The 19,317-nt window shown below is 72.0% G+C and carries 15 protein-coding genes; 11 read left to right on the top strand and 4 right to left on the bottom strand.

Going from position 1 to position 19,317, the window contains the following annotated elements; all coding sequences use genetic code 11:
* The first annotated feature begins 160 nt into the window (after positions 1-160).
* From ACZ49J_RS16525 to fdhD, 5 genes are read left to right on the top strand one after another with little or no spacing between them, the layout of a single operon-like run.
* Complete coding sequence (locus ACZ49J_RS16525; protein WP_467453558.1) at positions 161-1,132, top strand: 2-dehydropantoate 2-reductase; 972 nt, start codon at positions 161-163, stop codon at positions 1,130-1,132.
* Complete coding sequence (locus ACZ49J_RS16520; RefSeq protein WP_467453557.1) at positions 1,129-3,072, top strand: molybdopterin oxidoreductase family protein; 1,944 nt, start codon at positions 1,129-1,131, stop codon at positions 3,070-3,072. The genes ACZ49J_RS16525 and ACZ49J_RS16520 overlap by 4 nt, the downstream gene beginning before the upstream one ends.
* Positions 3,073-3,080: 8 nt before the next feature.
* Complete coding sequence (locus tag ACZ49J_RS16515) at positions 3,081-5,180, top strand: NAD(P)H-dependent oxidoreductase subunit E (RefSeq protein ID WP_467453556.1); 2,100 nt, start codon at positions 3,081-3,083, stop codon at positions 5,178-5,180.
* A complete protein-coding gene (locus ACZ49J_RS16510) occupies positions 5,177-6,037 on the top strand; it encodes a 2Fe-2S iron-sulfur cluster-binding protein (RefSeq protein WP_467453554.1) in 861 nt (286 codons plus the stop codon). The genes ACZ49J_RS16515 and ACZ49J_RS16510 overlap by 4 nt, the downstream gene beginning before the upstream one ends.
* Before the next feature lie 37 nt (positions 6,038-6,074).
* Positions 6,075-6,938, top strand: coding sequence for a formate dehydrogenase accessory sulfurtransferase FdhD (gene fdhD / locus ACZ49J_RS16505; protein WP_467453553.1), 864 nt, complete (start codon positions 6,075-6,077; stop codon positions 6,936-6,938).
* A gap of 153 nt (positions 6,939-7,091) precedes the next feature.
* On the opposite strand, the gene ACZ49J_RS16500 is transcribed toward fdhD, so the two are convergent.
* Both ACZ49J_RS16500 and ACZ49J_RS16495 read right to left on the bottom strand, forming a co-directional pair.
* A complete protein-coding gene (locus tag ACZ49J_RS16500) occupies positions 7,092-7,634 on the bottom strand; it encodes an isochorismatase family protein (RefSeq protein WP_467453552.1) in 543 nt (180 codons plus the stop codon).
* A 19-nt stretch (positions 7,635-7,653) separates the two neighbouring features.
* On the bottom strand, positions 7,654-8,145 hold the full coding sequence (locus ACZ49J_RS16495; RefSeq protein ID WP_467453695.1) for a MarR family winged helix-turn-helix transcriptional regulator: 492 nt from the start codon (positions 8,143-8,145) through the stop codon (positions 7,654-7,656).
* 54 nt (positions 8,146-8,199) lie between these two features.
* On the opposite strand from ACZ49J_RS16495, the gene ACZ49J_RS16490 reads away from it, so the two are divergent.
* From ACZ49J_RS16490 to ACZ49J_RS16480, 3 genes are all read left to right on the top strand, one after another.
* Positions 8,200-9,111, top strand: a complete 912-nt coding sequence (locus tag ACZ49J_RS16490; protein WP_467453550.1) for a quinone oxidoreductase family protein — start codon at positions 8,200-8,202, stop codon at positions 9,109-9,111.
* 132 nt (positions 9,112-9,243) lie between these two features.
* Positions 9,244-11,163, top strand: a complete 1,920-nt coding sequence (locus ACZ49J_RS16485; protein ID WP_467453548.1) for an exo-alpha-sialidase — start codon at positions 9,244-9,246, stop codon at positions 11,161-11,163.
* Between the two features lie 10 nt (positions 11,164-11,173).
* The gene (locus ACZ49J_RS16480; protein ID WP_467453547.1) at positions 11,174-12,403 is read left to right on the top strand and encodes a hypothetical protein; all 1,230 of its coding nucleotides are present in this window, start codon (positions 11,174-11,176) and stop codon (positions 12,401-12,403) included.
* On the opposite strand, the gene ACZ49J_RS16475 is transcribed toward ACZ49J_RS16480, so the two are convergent.
* Positions 12,342-13,382 carry a bile acid:sodium symporter family protein gene (locus ACZ49J_RS16475; protein ID WP_467453546.1) on the bottom strand — a complete coding sequence of 347 codons (1,041 nt, stop codon included), beginning with the start codon at positions 13,380-13,382 and terminating at the stop codon, positions 12,342-12,344. The two genes, ACZ49J_RS16480 and ACZ49J_RS16475, sit on opposite strands and share 62 nt — an antisense overlap.
* 155 nt (positions 13,383-13,537) lie before the next feature.
* On the opposite strand from ACZ49J_RS16475, the gene ACZ49J_RS16470 reads away from it, so the two are divergent.
* Positions 13,538-14,410 carry a LysR substrate-binding domain-containing protein gene (locus tag ACZ49J_RS16470; RefSeq protein ID WP_467453694.1) on the top strand — a complete coding sequence of 291 codons (873 nt, stop codon included), beginning with the start codon at positions 13,538-13,540 and terminating at the stop codon, positions 14,408-14,410.
* A gap of 34 nt (positions 14,411-14,444) precedes the next feature.
* Here the strand turns inward: ACZ49J_RS16470 and ACZ49J_RS16465 are convergent, their stop codons facing one another.
* Complete coding sequence (locus ACZ49J_RS16465) at positions 14,445-15,416, bottom strand: Lrp/AsnC family transcriptional regulator (protein ID WP_467453693.1); 972 nt, start codon at positions 15,414-15,416, stop codon at positions 14,445-14,447.
* A 141-nt stretch (positions 15,417-15,557) separates the two neighbouring features.
* Between ACZ49J_RS16465 and ACZ49J_RS16460 the strand changes: the two genes are divergently transcribed.
* Positions 15,558-17,075 carry an MFS transporter gene (locus ACZ49J_RS16460; protein WP_467453544.1) on the top strand — a complete coding sequence of 506 codons (1,518 nt, stop codon included), beginning with the start codon at positions 15,558-15,560 and terminating at the stop codon, positions 17,073-17,075.
* Between the two features lie 325 nt (positions 17,076-17,400).
* A complete protein-coding gene (locus tag ACZ49J_RS16455; RefSeq protein ID WP_467453543.1) occupies positions 17,401-19,227 on the top strand; it encodes an AMP-dependent synthetase/ligase in 1,827 nt (608 codons plus the stop codon).
* Positions 19,228-19,317 lie beyond the last annotated feature (90 nt).

The raw sequence follows: 19,317 nt of genomic DNA, 5'->3' as shown, positions 1-19,317 counted from the left end.
ACAGGTACCTCGGCAGTGCAAAGCCACCGGCGCCGAGGACCGCACGGCCCTCGAGTTGCTGCGCGAAGCCTTGCTGGCCGAACTTCCATACTGTAGACAATATTTCGTCGACACAGTTCGGCAGTTCCTCGGTACCCTCGACCGAACGGAGCTCCCTCGTATGAAAGTCGCGGTTCTCGGCGCCGGAGCCATCGGCGCCTACGTCGGCGCTGCCCTGCATCGTGCGGGCGCCGACGTGCACCTCATCGCCCGTGGACCGCATCTGGCGGCCATGAGGCAGCACGGAGTGCGGGTGCTCAGCCCGCGCGGCGATTTCACGGCGCGGCCGAACGCCACCGACGACCCGGGCGCGATCGGGCCGGTCGACTTCGTCTTCCTGGGTCTGAAGGCCAACTCGTACGCGGCGTGCGGGCCGCTGATCGAGCCACTGCTCCACGACACGACGGCGGTGGTGGCCGCCCAGAACGGCATCCCCTGGTGGTACTTCCACCGGCACGGCGGCCCCCACGACGGGCACCGTGTCGAGAGCGTGGACCCGGGCGGCGCGGTCAGTGCGGTGCTCGCGCCCGAACGGGCCGTCGGGTGTGTCGTCTACGCGGCCACGGAGCTCGCCGGGCCGGGTGTCGTACGGCACCTGGAAGGCACCCGGTTCTCCATCGGCGAGCCCGACCGCAGCGTCTCCGCGCGCTGCCGGGCGTTCAGCGCGGCCATGACGGCGGGCGGCCTCAAGTGCCCGGTGGAGCCCGAGCTGCGGGGCGACATCTGGCTCAAGCTGCTGGGCAACATCTCGTTCAACCCGATCAGCGCGCTCGCCCGCGCCACCATGCGGCAGATGTGCCTGCACGGCGGCACCCGCAGGGTCATCCAGATCATGATGACCGAGACGCTCGCCGTCGCCGAGGCGCTGGGCTGCGAGGTGGGCGTGTCCATCGAGCGCCGGCTCGCGGGCGCCGAACGCGTCGGCGACCACCGCACCTCCACGCTCCAGGACCTGGAGCGCGGCAAACCGCTCGAACTCGACGTACTCCTCGCGGCAGTCGTCGAGTTGGCGGAGATCACCGGCGTCGAGGTGCCCACACTCCGCACCGTCCACGCCATCTCTGACCTGCTCGCGCTGAGGAGCGCCGCATGAGGAACACGAGGAACACAAGGAAACGCGACCGGACCCCGAAGACCTACACCCGGCTCACCCACCCGCTCGTCAGGGACTCGCGCGACGAGCCGTTCCGGCAGGCGAGTTGGGACGAGGCCCTGGACCGTGCCGCCCGTGGCCTCGGCGCGGCGCGCGGCGCGTTCGGCATGTTCTCCTGCGCCCGCGCGACCAACGAGATGAACTACGTGGCGCAGAAGTTCGCCCGCGTGGTGATGGGCACCAACAACGTCGACTCCTGCAACCGCACCTGCCACGCCCCGAGCGTCGCCGGCCTGTCGGCGGCCTTCGGCTCCGGTGGCGGGACGTCGTCGTACGAGGAGGTCGAACACACCGACCTGATCGTGATGTGGGGCTCCAACGCCCGTTTCGCCCACCCGATCTTCTTCCAGCACGTGCTGAAGGGGATCAGGAACGGCGCCCGGATGTACGCCGTCGACCCGCGCCGCACGTCCACCGCCGAGTGGGCGGAGAGCTGGCTCGGTCTGAACGTGGGCACGGACATCCCGATGGCCCACGCCATCGGGCGGGAGATCATCCACGCGGGCCTGGCGAACACGGCGTTCATCGAGCGCGCGACGACGGGCTTCGATGAGTACAGGGCCCTGGTCGAACCCTGGACGCTGTCGCTCGCCGAGAAGGTGACGGGCGTGCCGGCCGCCGCGATCCGTGACCTGGCGCACGCGTACGCCCGGGCCGAGCGCGCCCAGTTGTGCTGGACGCTCGGCATCACCGAGCACCACAACGGCACCGACAACGTACGGGCGCTGATCAACCTGTCCCTGCTGACCGGTCACGTGGGCCGCTACGGCGCCGGGCTGCAGCCCCTGCGCGGGCAGAACAACGTGCAGGGCGGCGGCGACATGGGCGCGATCCCGAACCGGCTGCCGGGCTTCCAGGACATCCTCGACGCCGACGCCCGGCTGAAGTTCGAGTCGGCGTGGGACACCGTCATCCAGCCGCGCTACGGGCTGAACCTGACGGAGATGTTCGAGGCCATGGAGGAGGGCACGCTGCGGGCCGTCTACTGCATCGGGGAGAACCCGGCGCAGTCGGAGGCGGACAGCGAGCAGGCGGTACGGCGGCTGAAGCAGCTGGACTTCCTCGTGGTCCAGGACATCTTCCTCACGAAGACGGCGGAACTGGCGGACGTCGTCCTGCCCGCGACGGCCGGCTGGGCGGAGACGGACGGCACGACGACCAACAGCGAGCGGCGCGTTCAGCGTGTACGGCGGGCGGTCGCCCCGCCCGGTGAGGCGCGCGAGGACATCGACATCATCTGCGACCTGGCGGCACGCCTCGGCCACGAGTGGAAGTACGCGGACGCCGAGGCCGTCTGGAACGAGCTGCGGTCGGTGTCGCCGGACCACTACGGGATGACGTACGACCGTCTGGAGGAGCACCAGGGCATCCAGTGGCCGTGCCCGGACACGGGCAGGCTGGAACCGACCTATCTGCACGGCCGGTTGTGGGAGACGGACCCGGCGAGGCGCGGCGTGCCCGCGCCGTTCGGAATCGTCCAGCACGATCCGCCGGTGGACCTGACGGACGAGGAGTACCCGATCCGGCTGACCACGGGTCGGCGGCTCGACTCGTACAACACGGGGGTGCAGAGCGGGGGTTTCGCCTCGCCCCTGCGCCGCGGTGAGTACGTGGAGCTGTGCCCGGAGGACGCGGAGCGGTACGGGGTGGTGGTCGGTGAGGAGGTACGGGTGTCCTCGCGGCGCGGCTCCGTGGTGGCGCCGGTGTGGGTCGACACGGCCCTGCGGCCCGGGCTCGCCTTCATGACCATGCACTTTCCCGACGAGGTGGACACCAACGCGCTCACGATCGAGGCCAACTGCCCCATCGCGGGCACGGCGGAGTTCAAGGCGTCGGCGATCAGGATCGAGAAGCTGCCCGTCACGGCCGTGAGGAGCTGAGACAGGACATGGATCTGCACTTCGGTGACAGCAAGCCGACGGACGACGAACGGGCCGCGGTCGACGCGCTGCTCGGGCCGCCGGAGTCCTCCTGGGAGGGCGCCGATCGTTCCGACGCCGATCTGCGGTGGGCGCGGGGCGGACGCCAGGCGCGGGACCGCCGTGATCTGCTGTTGCCGGGGTTGCACGCGATCAACGACCGGGTGGGCTGGATCAGCGAGGGCGCGCTGGACTACCTGTGCCGGCGGCTGACGGTGCCGCCGGCGGAGGCGTACGGGGTGGCGACGTTCTACTCGATGTTCTCGGTGCGTCCGCGGCCCGCGACGGTGCTGCACGTGTGCACGGATCTCGCGTGTGCGGGGGCGGGGGCGGCGGAGCTGTGCGCCGGGGTGGAGTCGCGGCTGGGGCCCGGGAGTGGGGTGTCGGTGGAGCGCAGCCCGTGTCTGGGGCTGTGCGAGCGGGCGCCCGCGGCGCTGGTGGTCCGGGCGGGTGTCGCCGAGAGTGATTCCGCCCCCGCCGCCCCTACCCGTCCCGTCCCCCAGGGGCTTCGCCCCTTCGACCCCGCACGGGGCTCCGCCCCGGACCCCGCTCCTCAAACGCCGGAGGGGCTGGATTCTCCCCGGCCGGGGCTTGGCTTTTCAGCCCGTCCTGCGTTTGAGGACGAGGCCGTTCAGGCCGGCAGCGGGGGTCCGGGGGCCGCAGCCCCCAGGGTCGGGAATGGGAAGGAGCGGCGGGGGCGACTGCATCCATCAGCGGCTCCGCCGCGGGCTCGTCGGGCCACAGCCGTCGTCGCACCCGCCACCGTCGAGACGACCATCGTCGCCGCCACCGCCCCCGAAACGGCCCCCGCCGAACCCCCGGCCGCCCTGGCCGTGCCCCAGGCGGGCCAGGACGGCCTGATCCTCCTGCGCCGCGTCGGCGTCATTGACCCCCTCAGCCTCGACGACTACCGGGCCCACGGCGGCTACACGGCCCTCCGCCGGGCCTTCGCGCTCGGCCCCGCCGGAGTCATCCGGGAGGTGACCGACTCCGGGCTGGTCGGACGGGGCGGCGCCGCGTTCCCCACGGGACGCAAGTGGCAGGCCACCGCGTCCCAGCCGGACCACCCGCACTACCTGGTGTGCAATGCGGACGAGTCCGAGCCGGGCACGTTCAAGGACCGGGTCGTCATGGAGGGCGACCCTTACGCCGTTGTCGAGGCGATGACGATCGCCGGGTACGCGACCGGGGCGCACAAGGGTTACCTCTACCTGCGCGGCGAGTACCCGCGCGCGCTGGACCGCCTCACCCACGCCATCGGGCAGGCCCGCGCCCGCGGACTGCTCGGCGAGGACGTCCTCGGCCAGGGGTACGCCTTCGACATCGAGATCCGGCGCGGGGCGGGCGCGTACATCTGCGGCGAGGAGACCGCGCTGTTCAACTCCATCGAGGGCTACCGGGGCGAGCCGCGTTCGAAGCCGCCCTTTCCCGTGGAGAAGGGCCTCTTCGGCAAGCCCACCGCCGAGAACAACGTCGAGACCCTCGTCAACGTCCTGCCCATCCTGACCATGGGGGCACCGGCGTACGCGGCGATCGGCACCGGCAGGTCCACGGGCCCCAAGCTGTTCTGCGTGTCGGGCGGTGTCGACCGCCCCGGCATCTACGAGCTGCCCTTCGGCGCGACGCTGGGCGAGCTGCTGGAACTGGCCGGGGTGCGGGAGCGGTTGCGGGCGGTGCTGCTGGGCGGGGCGGCCGGCGGCTTCGTACGGCCCGACGAGCTGGACATCCCGCTCACCTTCGAGGGCACCCGCGAGGCCGGCACCACCCTCGGCTCGGGCGTGGTGATGGCGTTCGACGACACCGTGCCGCTCCCCCGCCTGCTGCTGCGCATCGCCGAGTTCTTCCGAGACGAGTCGTGCGGCCAGTGCGTGCCGTGCCGGGTCGGGACCGTGCGGCAGGAGGAGGCGCTGCACCGGATCGTCGAGCGCACCGGGGCGGCCGCGGCCGGTGACATCGCGCTGTTGCGCGAGGTGGGCCGTGCGATGCGCGACGCCTCGATCTGCGGTCTCGGGCAGACCGCGTGGAACGCCGTGGAATCCGCCATCGACCGTCTGGGGGCGTACGAATGACCGTGATACCGCTCGGAGTGCCGCGCCGCCTCCTGGAGTTCACCATCGACGGGGAGCCGGTGCGCGCTCCCGAGGGCTCGACGATCCTCGACGCCTGCCGGGCGGCGGGCAAGGACGTCCCGACCCTGTGCGAGGGCGACACCCTCACCCCGAAGAACGCCTGCCGGGTCTGCGTGGTCGAGGTCGAGGGGTCCAGGACGCTGGTCCCGGCCTGTTCCCGCAGGGCCGAGCCCGGCATGGAGGTCCGTACCGGCACCGAGCGCGCCCGCCACAGCCGCAAGATCGTGCTCGAACTGCTCGCGTCGTCGGTCGACCTGTCGACGACCCCGAAGGTGGCCGAGTGGATCAAGGAGTACGAGGCGAAGCCGGACCGTTTCGGCCCGGACGCGGCCCGGCTGAACGAGGCACCGAAGATCGACAACGACCTCTACGTCCGCGACTACGACAAGTGCATCCTCTGCTACAAGTGCGTGGACGCGTGCGGCGACCAGTGGCAGAACACGTTCGCGATCTCCGTGGCCGGGCGGGGCTTCGACGCCCGGATCGCCGTCGAGCACGACGCGCCGCTCACGGACTCGGCCTGCGTGTACTGCGGGAACTGCATCGAGGTGTGCCCGACGGGCGCGCTCTCCTTCAAGTCGGAGTTCGACATGCGCGCGGCGGGTACGTGGGACGAGTCCGCGCAGACGGAGACGACGACGGTGTGCGCGTACTGCGGAGTGGGCTGCAACCTGACCCTGCACGTGCAGGACAATGAGATCGTGAAGGTCACCTCGCCGCACGACAATCCGGTGACCCACGGCAACCTGTGCATCAAGGGCCGCTTCGGCTACCAGCACGTACAGAACCGGGACTGACAGCACCGATCGGCACACGGGACGGACACGGAACGACATGGGACGAGTCACGGAACGACGCAAGGTGATCCGCATCCGGGACGGGGCCGTCTCCACCCGCCCGGACACGCTCGTCGCCGAGGAACCGCTGGAGATCCGGCTCAACGGCAAGCCCCTCGCGATCACGATGCGCACACCGGGAGACGACTTCGCGCTGGCGGCGGGCTTCCTGGTGAGCGAGGGGGTGCTGGCGGAGCGGAAGGACCTGCAGAACATCGTGTACTGCGCGGGCGCCACGGTGGACGGTTCGAACACGTACAACGTGGTGGACGTGCGGACGGCCCCCGGCGTCGCGATCCCGGACATCACGCTCGAACGCAACGTGTACACGACATCGTCGTGCGGGCTGTGCGGAAAGGCGTCGCTGGACGCGGTCCGTACGACGGCCCGCTGGCCCATCGACGACACCCACGGGGGTCACGCTCCCCCGGTCCGTGTCGATCCCGCGCTCCTCGCGGAGCTCCCCGACCGGCTGCGCGCGGCCCAGCGGGTCTTCGACCGGACCGGGGGCCTGCACGCGGCGGCCCTGTTCGGTGAGGACGGCGAGCTCCTCGACGTACGGGAGGACGTGGGCCGGCACAACGCGGTGGACAAGCTGGTGGGGCGTGCGCTGCAGAACGGCGGGCTCCCGTTGGCCCGCACGATCCTGCTGGTGTCGGGCCGCGCCTCCTTCGAGCTCGCGCAGAAGGCGGTGATGGCGGGCATCCCGGTGCTCGCGGCGGTGTCGGCGCCGTCGTCGCTGGCGGTCGACCTGGCCCTGGAGTCGGGTCTGACGCTGGTGGGCTTCCTGCGGGGCGCCTCCATGAACGTGTACGCGGGCGAGGACCGTATCGCCCTGCGGGCCGCGGCCGCCCAGGGTTGACCGGCTCCCCGCGACACGGCGGCGGGGCCCCGGCCGGCGGGGAGCGCCCCCTGCGCCGCAGGGGCCCCGCTGTTTTCTTCCGGGTTTCTTCAGGCTCGGTTCGCCTCCGGCGCGCCCCTTCGGCTCCTTGCCGTCGGGGCTCGCCCGGACGGCTCAGTCCGCGGTGAAGTGAACGTCCGCGACCGTCACCACCGTCCCCAGCCGCGGGAAGTCCAGCCGCGCCGACGCCTCGTGCTCGGCGGCCGTGAACGCGGCCATCGCCTCCTCCACGAAGACGAGGTCGTAGCCGAGGTCACCGGCGGCGCGGGCGGTGGACTCCACGCCGAGGTTGGTGGCGATGCCGCCGAAGACGAGGGTGGTGATGCCGCGCTCGCGCAGCCGCTCGTCCAGGCCGGTGTCCTGGAAGCCGCCGAGGGTCCGCTTCACGATCTCGAGGTCGCCGTCCCGGGCGAGACCGGTGACCAGTCCGCTGCCGGGTGGCTGTTCCACGGCACCGGACCGCTCGACACGGATGAGCACGACGAGAGCGCCCACGGAGCGGAAGGTGCTCGCCAGCGCCTCGGCGGCGACGAGGACGTCGGTTCCCTTACGGGGTTCCAGGGGCAGCCCGACGATGCGGTCCATCAGGTCGACGAGCACGAGCGCGGTGCGCTTGGGGTCGAGGGCGAGTCGGGGTTCGGTGTCCGGTGCGGTCATGACGGAACGTTAGCCCGCATCAGCCTTCCGTACCGGAAATCCGGATCAACAAGCCCGTGAACTGCTCGCGTTCCGCCATGGTCAGCGGGGACAGCAGTTCGTCGTTCGCCGCCCGCGCGACTCGTTCACAGCGCTCCAGCACGCGGGCACCCGCGCCGGTGAGGGACACCGCGTTCTTGCGGCGGTCGGCGGGGTCGGGCGCGCGCACGACCAGCCCGGCGGCCTGGAGGTCGTTCAGGATCCCGACCAGGTCCTTGGGGTCGAGCCGGACGCCGCGGCCCAGGTCGGCCTGGGCGACGGGAGCGAGGTCGCGGACCGCGGAGAGCACGACGTGGTGCCACATCTTCATACCCTCCGCGGCCAGCGCCTCGGCGACCAGGGCCCGGCCCCGCGCGGCCGCCCGGCCGAGGAGCCAGCTGGGGAGGGAGCGGATCGCGGGGAGCGGGGCTTCTGCGGACACGGGGCCACCGTACCGAAAAACCGTTGGGACTCCCCATGAACGAGCGATCATCATGGGGGCTCCCAACGACTTGCCCTCGATGGCTCGTGAACTCGTGGAGGTGTGATGCGTCGCGTCCGGTACGAACAGCCCGGTGGCCCGCTGTTCCTGGAGGAGGTTCCCGCCCCGGCGGCGGGGCCCGGCGAACTCGTCGTCCGCGCGGAGGCCGTCGGGGTGACGCTCCCCGTCGTTCGCAAGGTGACGGAGGCGCCCGAGGCGGTACCGCTCGGAGGCGAGATCACCGGCGAGGTGGTGGCGGTGGGTCCGGGCGTCACGCGGTTCCGGGCCGGCGACCGTGTCACCGGACTGTGCTTGGGACACGGATACGCCGACTTCGCGCTGCTGCAGGAGGGCATGGCGTCACCCCTGCCCGAGGGCGCGAGCGCCGTCGACGCGGTCGCGCTCGTACGGAGCGGGCTGGTCGCGCTCGGCGCCCTGGACGCGGCACGCCCCGCGCCCGGCGAATCGGCCCTGGTGACGGCGGCGGCCGGCGGCGTCGGCCACCTCGCGGTCCAGCTCGCGAGGGTGCGCGGGGCAAAACGGGTCGTCGGCGCCGTGTCGGACGCGACGAAGGCGGAGTTCGTACGGGCCATGGGCGCCGACGAGGTGGTCACGTACGACGACCTGGGCACCCCCGTCGACTACGTGCTCGACGCCGTCGGCGGGGACCTGATCACCCCGGCCCTCGCCACGGTAGCGCCCGGCGGCCGGCTCGTGGCGTACAGCTCCGGCGGCGGGACCATTCATGCGTACGACCTGCTCGTGGGCGCCAGGACCGTGACCGGCTTCCAGATGGCGCGGATCGCGCGCGAGCGGCCGGAGCTGTACGAGCGGTGGCGGCGCGAGCTGTGGGAGCTGTTCGGGGAGGGCAGGCTGCGGCCCGCCGTGCACGGGACGTTCGCTCTGGAGGACGCGGCGAAGGCCCATGAGGTGATCGAGTCGCGGAGCAACCTCGGCAAGGTGGTGCTGCTGCCCTGACCCCTCGTCACCGGCATGGCGGCACACCTCTTGTGAGGCACTTGGGCGCGAAGTAGCGTCTGTGGCCCTGCACGTTGGACGTGGGATGTCCGATGTCCTGTTTGCCGCGACGCATGAAGGGCGGACCGCACCATGCCGTCAAGTCACCGTGCACGTCTCAGATCACTCGTCATCGCGGCGCTCACCGCCGTGCTCGCCATGGCCGCGTTACTCGTGTCGCCGGGTCCGGCGGGGGCCGAACCGGTGACGGCGACCGGCCCGCGGCAGTCCACGGCCGGGCAGTTCGACCAGCAGATCCTGTTCAAGGCCTCGCAGGACCCGGGCTACGCCTGCTTCCGGATCCCGGCGATCGTGAAGACCACCCAGGGCACCCTCCTGGCGTTCGCCGAGGGCCGCGTGCTCAACTGCGGGGACGCGGCCGACATCGACATCGTGGTCAAGCGTTCCACCGACGGCGGCCGCACGTGGGGCCCGCTCCGGGTCGTCACCGAGGGCGCCGGCGACACCCACGGCAACCCCGCGCCGATCGTGGACCGCAGGACCGGCCGCATCCTGCTGGCCGAGACGTACAACACGGGCCGCACGGACAGCGCGAACTGCCAGGTGCCCTGCGACCGCACCCCCCACCTGCAGTACAGCGACGACGACGGCCTCACCTGGTCCGAGCCGCGCGACCTGAGTGACGAGATCCGGCCGGCGCACTGGAACTCCTGGTACGCCACCGGGCCGGTGCACGGCATCCAGCTCACCCGCGGCAAGCACGCCGGCCGGCTCGTCTTCGGCGTCAACACCGAGACCTGGGACGGCACCCGCGTCAGCGCCAACCACGCCGCGCTCATCGTCAGCGACGACGGCGGCGAGCACTGGAGGATCGGCGCCACGGACTCCTGGCCGATCGCGGCCGACGGAACGTTCCGCCAGAAACCCTCCGAGCTGACGCTCACCGAACGCCAGGACGGTTCCGTCTTCGTCAGCGGACGCGAACAGGACGGGACCGACCTCGGCCATCGCACCCAGACCGTCAGCAGCGACGGGGGCGACAGCTTCGACTCCCCCTTCAAGACCCTCCCCGACTTCTACACGCCGCAGGTGCAGGGCTCCTCGCTCCGCCTCGGCAGCCGGCTCCTCCTCGCCTGCCCCGGCGACCCGGACCGCCGCCGGACCATGATGATCCGTTCCTCCTACGACGGCGGGCGCACCTGGGACAGCGTGGACCGCGGCACGGTCGTCACCACGGACTGGTCCGGTTACTCCGACATGGTGGGCATCGCCGAGGACACCGTGGGGCTGATGTACGAGGGCGGCGCCGTCGACGCCCGCGACGAGATCCGCTTCGCCCGCTTCACCGAGGACTGGCTGCGGCCACGCCGCGCCCCCGACCCGACCACGGCCGACAGGGCGCCCGGCGGCAGGCCGGCTCGGGTGCTCGGCGGGGCGGGCACGACGGACGGCGTGTTCGGCGGCGCGATGGGGTTCGACGGCATCGACGACGCCGTACGCCTGCCGTACAGTGCGCGGCTCCCGCTCGGGACGAAGGACTTCACCGCGTCCCTGTGGTTCCGCTACTCGGCCACGACCGGTGAGCAGCCGCTGCTGTGGATGGGCGGTGTGGGCACGACCCAGCCGCAGGTATGGCTGCGCGGGGAGCCCGCGTCGGACCGGATCCAGGGTCTGATCACCGTGCGGGACGGGGCCTCGGCGCCCAGGTCGGCGTCCGTGCGCACGGCCGGCGCGTACAACGACGGCCAGTGGCACCATCTCGCGCTGCGGCGCGCTGGCGGTGAGCTCACGCTGTTCGTCGACGGGACGGCGGTCAGTACGGCGGACGTGGCCGGGTCGGTCAGCCGGAACTCGCCGTTCGGCGTGCACATAGGGCAGAAGCCGGACAGCCGGGCGCACTTCGACGGGGCGATCGACGACGTGCGCGTCTACGACCGGGCGCTCGGCGACAAGGAGCTGACCGGACTGCGCGAGCCGGGCACGCCCGCCCGGGCGACGACCCGCGGCTCGATCCTGTGGCTGCCCATGGACCGGGTGAACAAGGGCCACTAACGTCCCCTGCGTGCCCGACGACGCACGAGCACGACGGCGTACGGGGACCGGCCTGGGGCTCCTCCTGGCGCTGGTCCTCGCGGCCGTGCTGCTCACCGCCCTCCCGGACGACCGGGAGGGCGGCGGCACGTGCGCGGCCCGAACGGTCCGGGCCTGGAGCGCGGACGGCGCGCTCACGGGCGAGTTCGCCCGGTACGGCGACGACGGTACGCGCACCGACGACTGGACCGGCGGTGACGGCACCCACTCGGTGCGGCTGCCGGACGGGCGCGTGCTGTGGCTGTTCTCGGACACCTATCTCGGCCAGGTGCACGGGCCGCCCAACCCGGTCGGCGAGTCCGTCGCGTGGCGGGACGCCTCGGCGCCGCTGGTGCGCAACTCGGCGGTGGTGATGTCGAGTTCGGGCCGGCTGTTGTCCACGCTCCCGACGCCTGTCTTTCCGGACCCGGCCCCGCAGCAGTGGCGCTGGCCCGTCGCGGCACGCGTCGAGGCCCGCTCCCCCGGGTCGCCGGACAAGGTGGTGCGGGTGCTGTTGTGGACGCGTACGGCGGGTCAGGCCCCGTGGATCTACGGCGTACCCACGGCCACCGAGGTCGCCACGCTCTCCCTGCCCGGCCTGCGCCTGGAGGGCATCACAACCGTCCTGGACCAGGGGTCGGTGGCCGACCCGGCCCGGCGGGTGCTGTTCGGGACGACGGCCGTCGACGCGGGCGACTGGACGTACGTCTTCGGCGGGAACGACGCGCAGGCCGCCGCCCGCCCGGTGTCACAGGCGTACGTGGCCCGGGTGCCGCGCGGCAGGCTGGGCGAGCCCGGTGCGTGGGAGTACTGGGACGGCGGCCGGTGGGTGGTGCGCGGCCGGCCGGAGCCGGTGCTCGGGGACGGGCGGCGCAGGGGGGTGGGCAGCGCGTTCACGGTGGTCCGCGACGGTCGTACGTATGTGCTGTTCACCATGGCCGCGGGAACCCGGGGCCTGACCACGGTCACCTCGTACTGGTCCTGCTCGCCCACCGGCCCCTGGCACGGCCCCGCGAAGGGCTTCAGCCCGCCGCTGCCCGAGGGTGACGTGGCCGCGTACAACCCGCAGGCCCACCCCGCGCTGAGCCGCGGCGGGCGGCTCGTGCTCAGCTACGACGTCAACTGGCTGGACGCCGACGCCACGTCGGCGCAGGTGAACCTCAGCCGGAACGTGTCCCTGTACCGACCGCGGTTCGTGTCGCTGCGTCTCGCTCCGGGGTGAGCTCCGGCTCCACCGGGTCGTGGGAGCGGCGCTTGGCGATGACCGCGCACACCATGAGCTGCATCTGGTGGAAGAGCATCAGCGGCAGCACGGCGAGGGACGCCTGCGCGCCGAAGAGCACGCTCGCCATGGGCAGTCCGGAGGCGAGGGACTTCTTCGAGCCCGCGAACTGGATCGCGATCCGGTCCTCACGGCTGAACCGCAGCGCCTTCCCGCCGTACCAGGTGAGCAGCAGCATCACCGCGAGCAGCACGGCCTCGACGACCAGCAGGCCCGCCAGCTGTACGGGGCTGACCTGGTGCCAGATGCCCCGCACCATGCCCTCGCTGAACGCGACGTAGACGACGAGGAGGATCGAGCCGCGGTCGACGAGGCCCAGGACCTTCTTGTGGCGCGTGACAAATCCGCCGATCCAGCGGCGGGCCACCTGCCCGGCGACGAACGGCACCAGCAGCTGCAGCACGATCTCCACGAGCGAGTCCGTGGAGAAGCCGCCCGCGCCGCTGCCCAGCAGACTCGCCGCCAGCAGCGGCGTGATGACGATGCCGGCCAGGGAGGAGAAGGAGCCCGCGCAGATCGCGGCGGGCACGTTGCCGCGCGCCATCGACGTGAACGCGATCGACGACTGGATGGTCGACGGCACGAGGGTGAGGAAGAGGAGCCCGATGTAGAGGGAGTGCGTCAGGAACACCGGTTCGAGCGCGCGTGCGGCGAGGCCGAGCAACGGGAAGATCACGAAGGTGCAGACGAGGACGGTGACGTGGAGCCGCCAGTGCTTCAGCCCGTCGAGCGCCTCACGGGTGGACAGGCGGGCGCCGTAGAGGAAGAACAGGAAGGCGATCGCCGCCGTGGAGGCGCCCGAGGCGACGTCGGCGGCGGTGCCCCGGGCCGGGAGGAGAGCCGCGATGCCCACCGTCCCCAGCAACAGCAGGATGTACGGGTCGATCGGCAGCCAACTGGGCCACTGCAGGCGTTTCACGGTGCTCCACTTGCTCGGTTCTGTACTGCCTGGTTCTGATCACTTCGGGCCGGATCGCGCCCTCTCCATCGTCCACCTGATCACCGTGATCGGGAATCCGTCATACCGCTCTGACTGTTATCGCGTTTCACGATGACCACGCTAGGGTCATGAGCATGTACGACCCCTCTCATCTGCGCACCTTCCTCGCGGTGGCCCAGACGCTGAGCTTCACGCAGGCCGCCCGCCGGCTCGGGCTGCGCCAGTCCACGGTCAGCCAGCACGTGCGCCGTCTTGAGGACGCCACCGGGCGGCAGCTGTTCTCGCGGGACACCCACTCCGTGGAGCTGACGGAGGACGGCGAGGCCATGCTCGGTTTCGCGCGCCGGATCCTTGAGGTGCACGAACAGGCGACGGCGTTCTTCACGGGCACCCGGCTGCGCGGACGGCTGCGCTTCGGCGCGTCGGAGGACTTCGTACTGACCCGGCTGCCGGAGATCCTGGAGCGCTTCCGCAGCGACCACCCCGAGGTGGACCTGGAGCTGACGGTGGAGCTGTCGGGGACCCTGCACGAGCAGCTCGCCGCGGGCAAGCTCGACCTGGTGCTGGCCAAGCGGCGGCCCGAGGACCCGCGCGGCGAACTCGTCTGGCACGACCGGCTGGTGTGGATCGGCGCGGAGCGGCTGCGTCTCGATCCCGCCCGTCCGGTGCCGCTCATCGTGTACCCGCCGCCGGGGATCACCCGGGCGCTGGCCCTGGAGGCGCTGGAGCGCGAGGGCCGCGCCTGGCGCATCGCGTGCACGAGCGGCAGCCTCAACGGGCTGATCGCGGCGGCCCGCGCGGGCCTCGGCGTGATGGCGCACTCGCACGGGCTGGTGCCCCCGGGCCTGGTCCGGGTGCCCGACCGGGCCGGCCTGCCCGAGCTGGGCGAGGTCGACTTCGTCGTCGTGCACGGGCGGCGGCGCGGCTCGGCGCAGGGCGCGGCGGACGCGCTCGCGGCGTCGATCCTGTCCGGCGGGGACCGGCTGCACCGGGGGCGGCGGGACTGACCCCCCGGGGTTCCCCGCTGACGCCGGCCGGGCCTCAGCGCGACTGCGCGTACGTGAGCTGTTTGACCCTGCGCAGGTACGGCGTCGTCTCCACGTGCCGGACTCCTTCGAGGGAGCCGATCGTCCCGCTCAGGTAGGCGTACAGGTGTGCCGTGTCCCGGACGACCGCGCTCACGAAGATGTTGGAGGGGCCCGCGGTCGCGGCGGCGTAGGCGACCTCGTCGTGGGTCGCGAGGGCCTCCCCGACGGCCTGCAGGCGAGCGGGCTCGGCGGTGATCCAGAGGGCCGCGACCCGGTGGTGGCCGACGATCTCCTGGTCGTACTCGACGTCGACGTAGACGGCTCCCGACGCGAGCAGGCCGGCGAGACGGCGCTTGACGGCCGACTCCGAGCGGCCGGTGGCGCGCTGGAGTTCCGGGTAGGTGGCCCGGCCGTCGCGTTCCAGTGCGGCGACCAGGGGTTCGTCCTCCGGGTCGATACGGGCGGGACCCTCGGTGGCCACGGGGCCGGGGCGCAGGGCAGCGGTCTCGTCGTCGTCCAGCAGCCCGAACTTGCTCGTCCAGCCCGTCGGCCCGCCGAAGAAGCGGTGCAGGAACTGGTGGGCGCGGATCTCCACGATGCGCGGAGTGCGCGGCAGCTTGCCGAGCAGGAGGTCGTCGTGGTCTCCCGGGCTGCGCGGGCGGGTCATGCAGACGATCTCGGTGCCGCCCGAGGCGAGCCCGATCCAGTGGGTGTCCGGACGCCTGGCGAGGGCCTGAGCGATGGGTTCGGCTCCGTCGGGGGCGCAGCGCAGTCTGAGCGTCCACTGGTCCTGGCCGAGGCGCTGGGCGTCCCGGACGGCGACGACCCGCAGCCCGGACTCGGCGCACAGCCTGCGGTAGCGGCGGGCCACGGTCTGGTCGGAGACGCCGAGGACGGCTCCGATGCGGCTGAAGGGGGCCCGTCCGTCCACCTCAAGGGCGGCCAGCAGGCGCAGATCGAGCGCGTCGAGCGTGGGGGATTCCAGCGTAATCAAAGCGGTTCCTGTCGGATTCCGGCGGCAGTTCGCTGACAGCCGTGCTGATCGTCCGGCACGGCCCATCGTACGGAGACATGCGCGGCCGAGCAGGAGGACGCGCGCTCCTGATCGGGAGGGGATTCTGAGGACATGCGTACATGGGGACCGCTCACGGCTGTGTGCCTGGGCACGTTCATGTTGTTGCTGGACGTGACGATCGTGGTGGTCGCGTTGCCGGACATGGCGCGGGCGCTGAACGCCTCGCTCAGCGATCTGCAGTGGGTCGTCGACGGCTACGCGCTCGCGCTCGCCGCGCTGCTGCTGGGTGCCGGCGCGGCGGCCGACGTCGCGGGGCGGCGGCGGGTCCATGTGGCGGGTGTGGTGCTGTTCGCCGTCGCGTCGCTGCTGTGCGGGCTGGCGTCCGGGCCGGGGGCGCTGGTGGCGGCGCGGGTCCTGCAGGGGGTGGGCGCCGCCGCGATGTTCGCGACGACGCTGCCGCTGCTGGGCTCCGTGTACCAGGGGCGGCAGCGATCGGTCGCGCTCGGTGTGTGGGGTGCGGTGAGCGGGGGTGCGGCGGCGGTCGGGCCCGTGCTCGGAGGGGTGCTGACCGACGGGCCGGGCTGGCGCTGGATCTTCTTCGTGAACCTGCCGGTGAGCCTGGCCGCGATCTGGCTGACGCTGCGCAGGGTCCCGGAGTCCAGGGGCAGGCGTGGGGCGGGGCTCCCGCACGAGCGAGGCCGAGAACGGGTCGACTGGGCGGGAACGGTGACGTTCGCCTGCTTCGCGGGGGCGGCGACGTTCGGGGTGGTGCGGGCCGGCGAGGAGGGCTGGACGTCGACGGGCGCCGTGGCCTCGTTCGTGCTCGCCGCGTACGCCCTGGCCTGTTTCGTGCGCGTCGAGCGGCGTGCCGCGCACCCGCTGCTGGACCTGTCCCTGCTCCGCCGGCCCGCGTTCGTGGGCGTGCTGGTGGGCGCGTTCGCCTTCAGCGGGACGGCGTTCGGGGTGACCCCGTACCTGTCGATCTGGCTGCAGACGGTGCAGGGCCTGAGTCCGGTGCGGGGTGGGCTGGTGCTGTTGCCGGTGACGGGCGCGGCCATGGTGGTCTCGGTCCTCGGCGGGCGGCTGCTGCACGGGACGCCTGCGCGGCTGACGATCGGCGGCGGGCTGCTGCTGGTCGGGGCGGGGGCGTGCGGCCAGGCGGTGCTGGACGCGGGAGCGGACTGGACCGTGCTCGTGCCGGGGCTGGTGCTGGTCGGGATCGGCACCGGGCTGCTGTCCCCCGCGATCGCGGGGGCCGCGCTGGCCGCCGTGCCCCAGGAGCGGGCGGGCATGGCGGGCGGCGCGGTGAACACGGCGCGGCAGCTCGGGTACGCGCTCGGCGTGGCCGTCTTCGGCACGGTCCTGACCTCGCGCATGCGGGACACGCTGCCGCACGACGCCGCGCACACGCTGGCGGGCGGGGGCGCGGGCGCGCTGCGGGGCGCGTTCTCCGAGCACACGCTGCGGGCGGCCTTCGCCTCCGGGCTGAACGCGGCGTCATGGACAGCGGGTGTGACGGCGGCGGTCGCCGGTGCGCTGGTACTGGTGTCGGTGCGGTCGCCGCGGGCGACGCGGGTCGTCACCCCGGGGCGCGCGCCGGCCGACGAGGTCGCGGTACCACGCGACTGACCGCCATCGGGGCCGGGAAGCGAAGCGGCGTGCCCCGGCCCCGATGGCGGTGACGCCGGCCGCGCCCGGCGCGCGGAGCGAATTGTTCCGGATCTGTGATCACACCGGCGCACACCGTAATCACGGCGTACAGATTCGGTGGAGATTACGGGATCGAAACTTACTCCCCCGTAAGGAATTTCATCCCGCTCCTCCCTTTCCGTGTGTGTTTCTCCAGGCTGTCCAGGACCGCAGCCGCCCTATTGGCACGTTCCATCACCCCTCCCGCCCCGATCGCAGGTGAGGTAGCTTTCACGGCGCTGTGGGGACGCCACGAGGAGTGGGATTGCGCGAGTTCACCAACCCTCCGTTGGCGTCGGCACCGCCCGTGGGCGGTCTGGCCGACGTCGTCTACGAGTACGCCCAGGACGACCCGCTGCACGTCGCGCTCGGCCGCAAGGACGAGCAGGGGCGCTGGCGCGACGTCACCTCCGCCGAGTTCCGGGACGAGGTGCTCGCCCTCGCCAAGGGGCTCCTCGCGCAGGGGATACGTTTCGGCGACCGGGTCGCCATCATGTGCCGTACGCGCTACGAGTGGACGCTCTTCGACTTCGCCCTGTGGTCCATCGGCGCGCAGGTCGTCCCCATCTACCCCACGTCCTCCGCCGAGCAGGTCTTCTGGATGCTGCACGACGCGCAGGTGTCGGCGATCATGGTCGAGCACGAGGACCACGCGATGACGGTCGCCACGGTCGTCGACCGGCTGCCGATGCTGCACAAACTGTGGCAGCTCGACGTGGGCGCCGTGCACGAGCTGTACGAGGCGGGCGCGCACCTCGACGACGACGTGGTGCACCGGCACCGGCGCGCGGTCACCCCCGAGTCGACCGCGACGATCATCTACACGTCCGGCACCACCGGCCGCCCCAAGGGCTGCGTCATCAGCCACGGGAACTTCATGTTCCAGGCGGACACCGTCATCAAGAAGTGGGAGCCCCTCTTCCACTCCAAGAAGGGCGACGAGGCGGCAACCCTGCTGTTCCTGCCGCTCGCCCACGTCTTCGGGCGCATGGTGCAGGTCGCCGGGATCCGCGGGAAGGTCAAGTTCGGCCACCAGCCCCAGCTCAACGCCGCGGCCCTGCTGCCCGACCTGGCCGCCTTCCGGCCGACGTTCTTCCTGGCCGTGCCGTACATCTTCGAGAAGGTCTTCAACGCGTCGCGCCGCAAGGCCGAGAAGGAGGGCAGGGCCGGCGCGTTCGAGAAGGCCGTCGAGGTCGCCGTGAACTACGCCGACGCGGTGGAGGCGAAGGCGTGGGGCACCGGGCCGGGCCCGTCGGCGGGCCTGCGCATGCAGCACCAGCTCTACGACAAGTTCGTCTACTCCAAGATCCGGGCCGCCATGGGCGGGCGGGTGAGGCACGCGATGTCGGGCGGCTCGGCGATGGACCGGCGGCTCGGCCTGTTCTTCGCGGGCGCGGGCGTCTTCATCTACGAGGGGTACGGCCTCACCGAGTGCACCGCCGCCGCCACCGCCAACCCACCCGGCAAGACCCGGTACGGCACCGTCGGCCAGCCCATTCCGGGTATGACCGTGCACATCGCGGACGACGGCGAGATCTGGCTGCACGGCGACAACGTCTTCCAGGGCTACCTCAACAACCAGAAGGCCACCGACGAGACGCTGCACGACGGCTGGCTGGCCACCGGTGACCTCGGCTCCCTCGACGAGGACGGCTACCTCACCATCACCGGGCGCAAGAAGGAGATCCTGGTGACCTCCGGCGGCAAGAGTGTCTCGCCCGCGCTCCTGGAGGAACGGGTACGGGACCATCCGCTGGTCGCCCAGTGCATCGTCGTCGGCAACGACCGCCCGTACATCGCGGCCCTCGTCACGCTCGACGGAGAAGCCGTGGAGCACTGGCTGCAGATGCGCGACAAGCCGCACATGAGCCCGCAGGAACTGGTGCGGGACCCCGACCTCGAGACCGAGGTACGACGGGCCGTGGTCGCGGCCAACACGCTGGTGTCCCAGGCCGAGTCGATCCGAACGTTCCGGATCCTCGCCCACCAGTTCACCGAGGAACACGGCTTGCTCACACCGTCCCTGAAGCTGAAGCGCAAGGCGATAGAGAACGCGTACGCGACGGAGGTCGAAGCGCTGTACAGGGCCTGAAGATCGCCCCGCAGGGGCGCGGGGCTGTGCCATACGCGGCGCCGTCGCGTGGGCGCGACCAGCCACAACGGACCCGCACCGGCCGCCACC

Source organism: Streptomyces sp. NPDC030840, from assembly GCF_055572015.1.
This window is presented reverse-complemented; position numbering and strand designations above follow the sequence as displayed.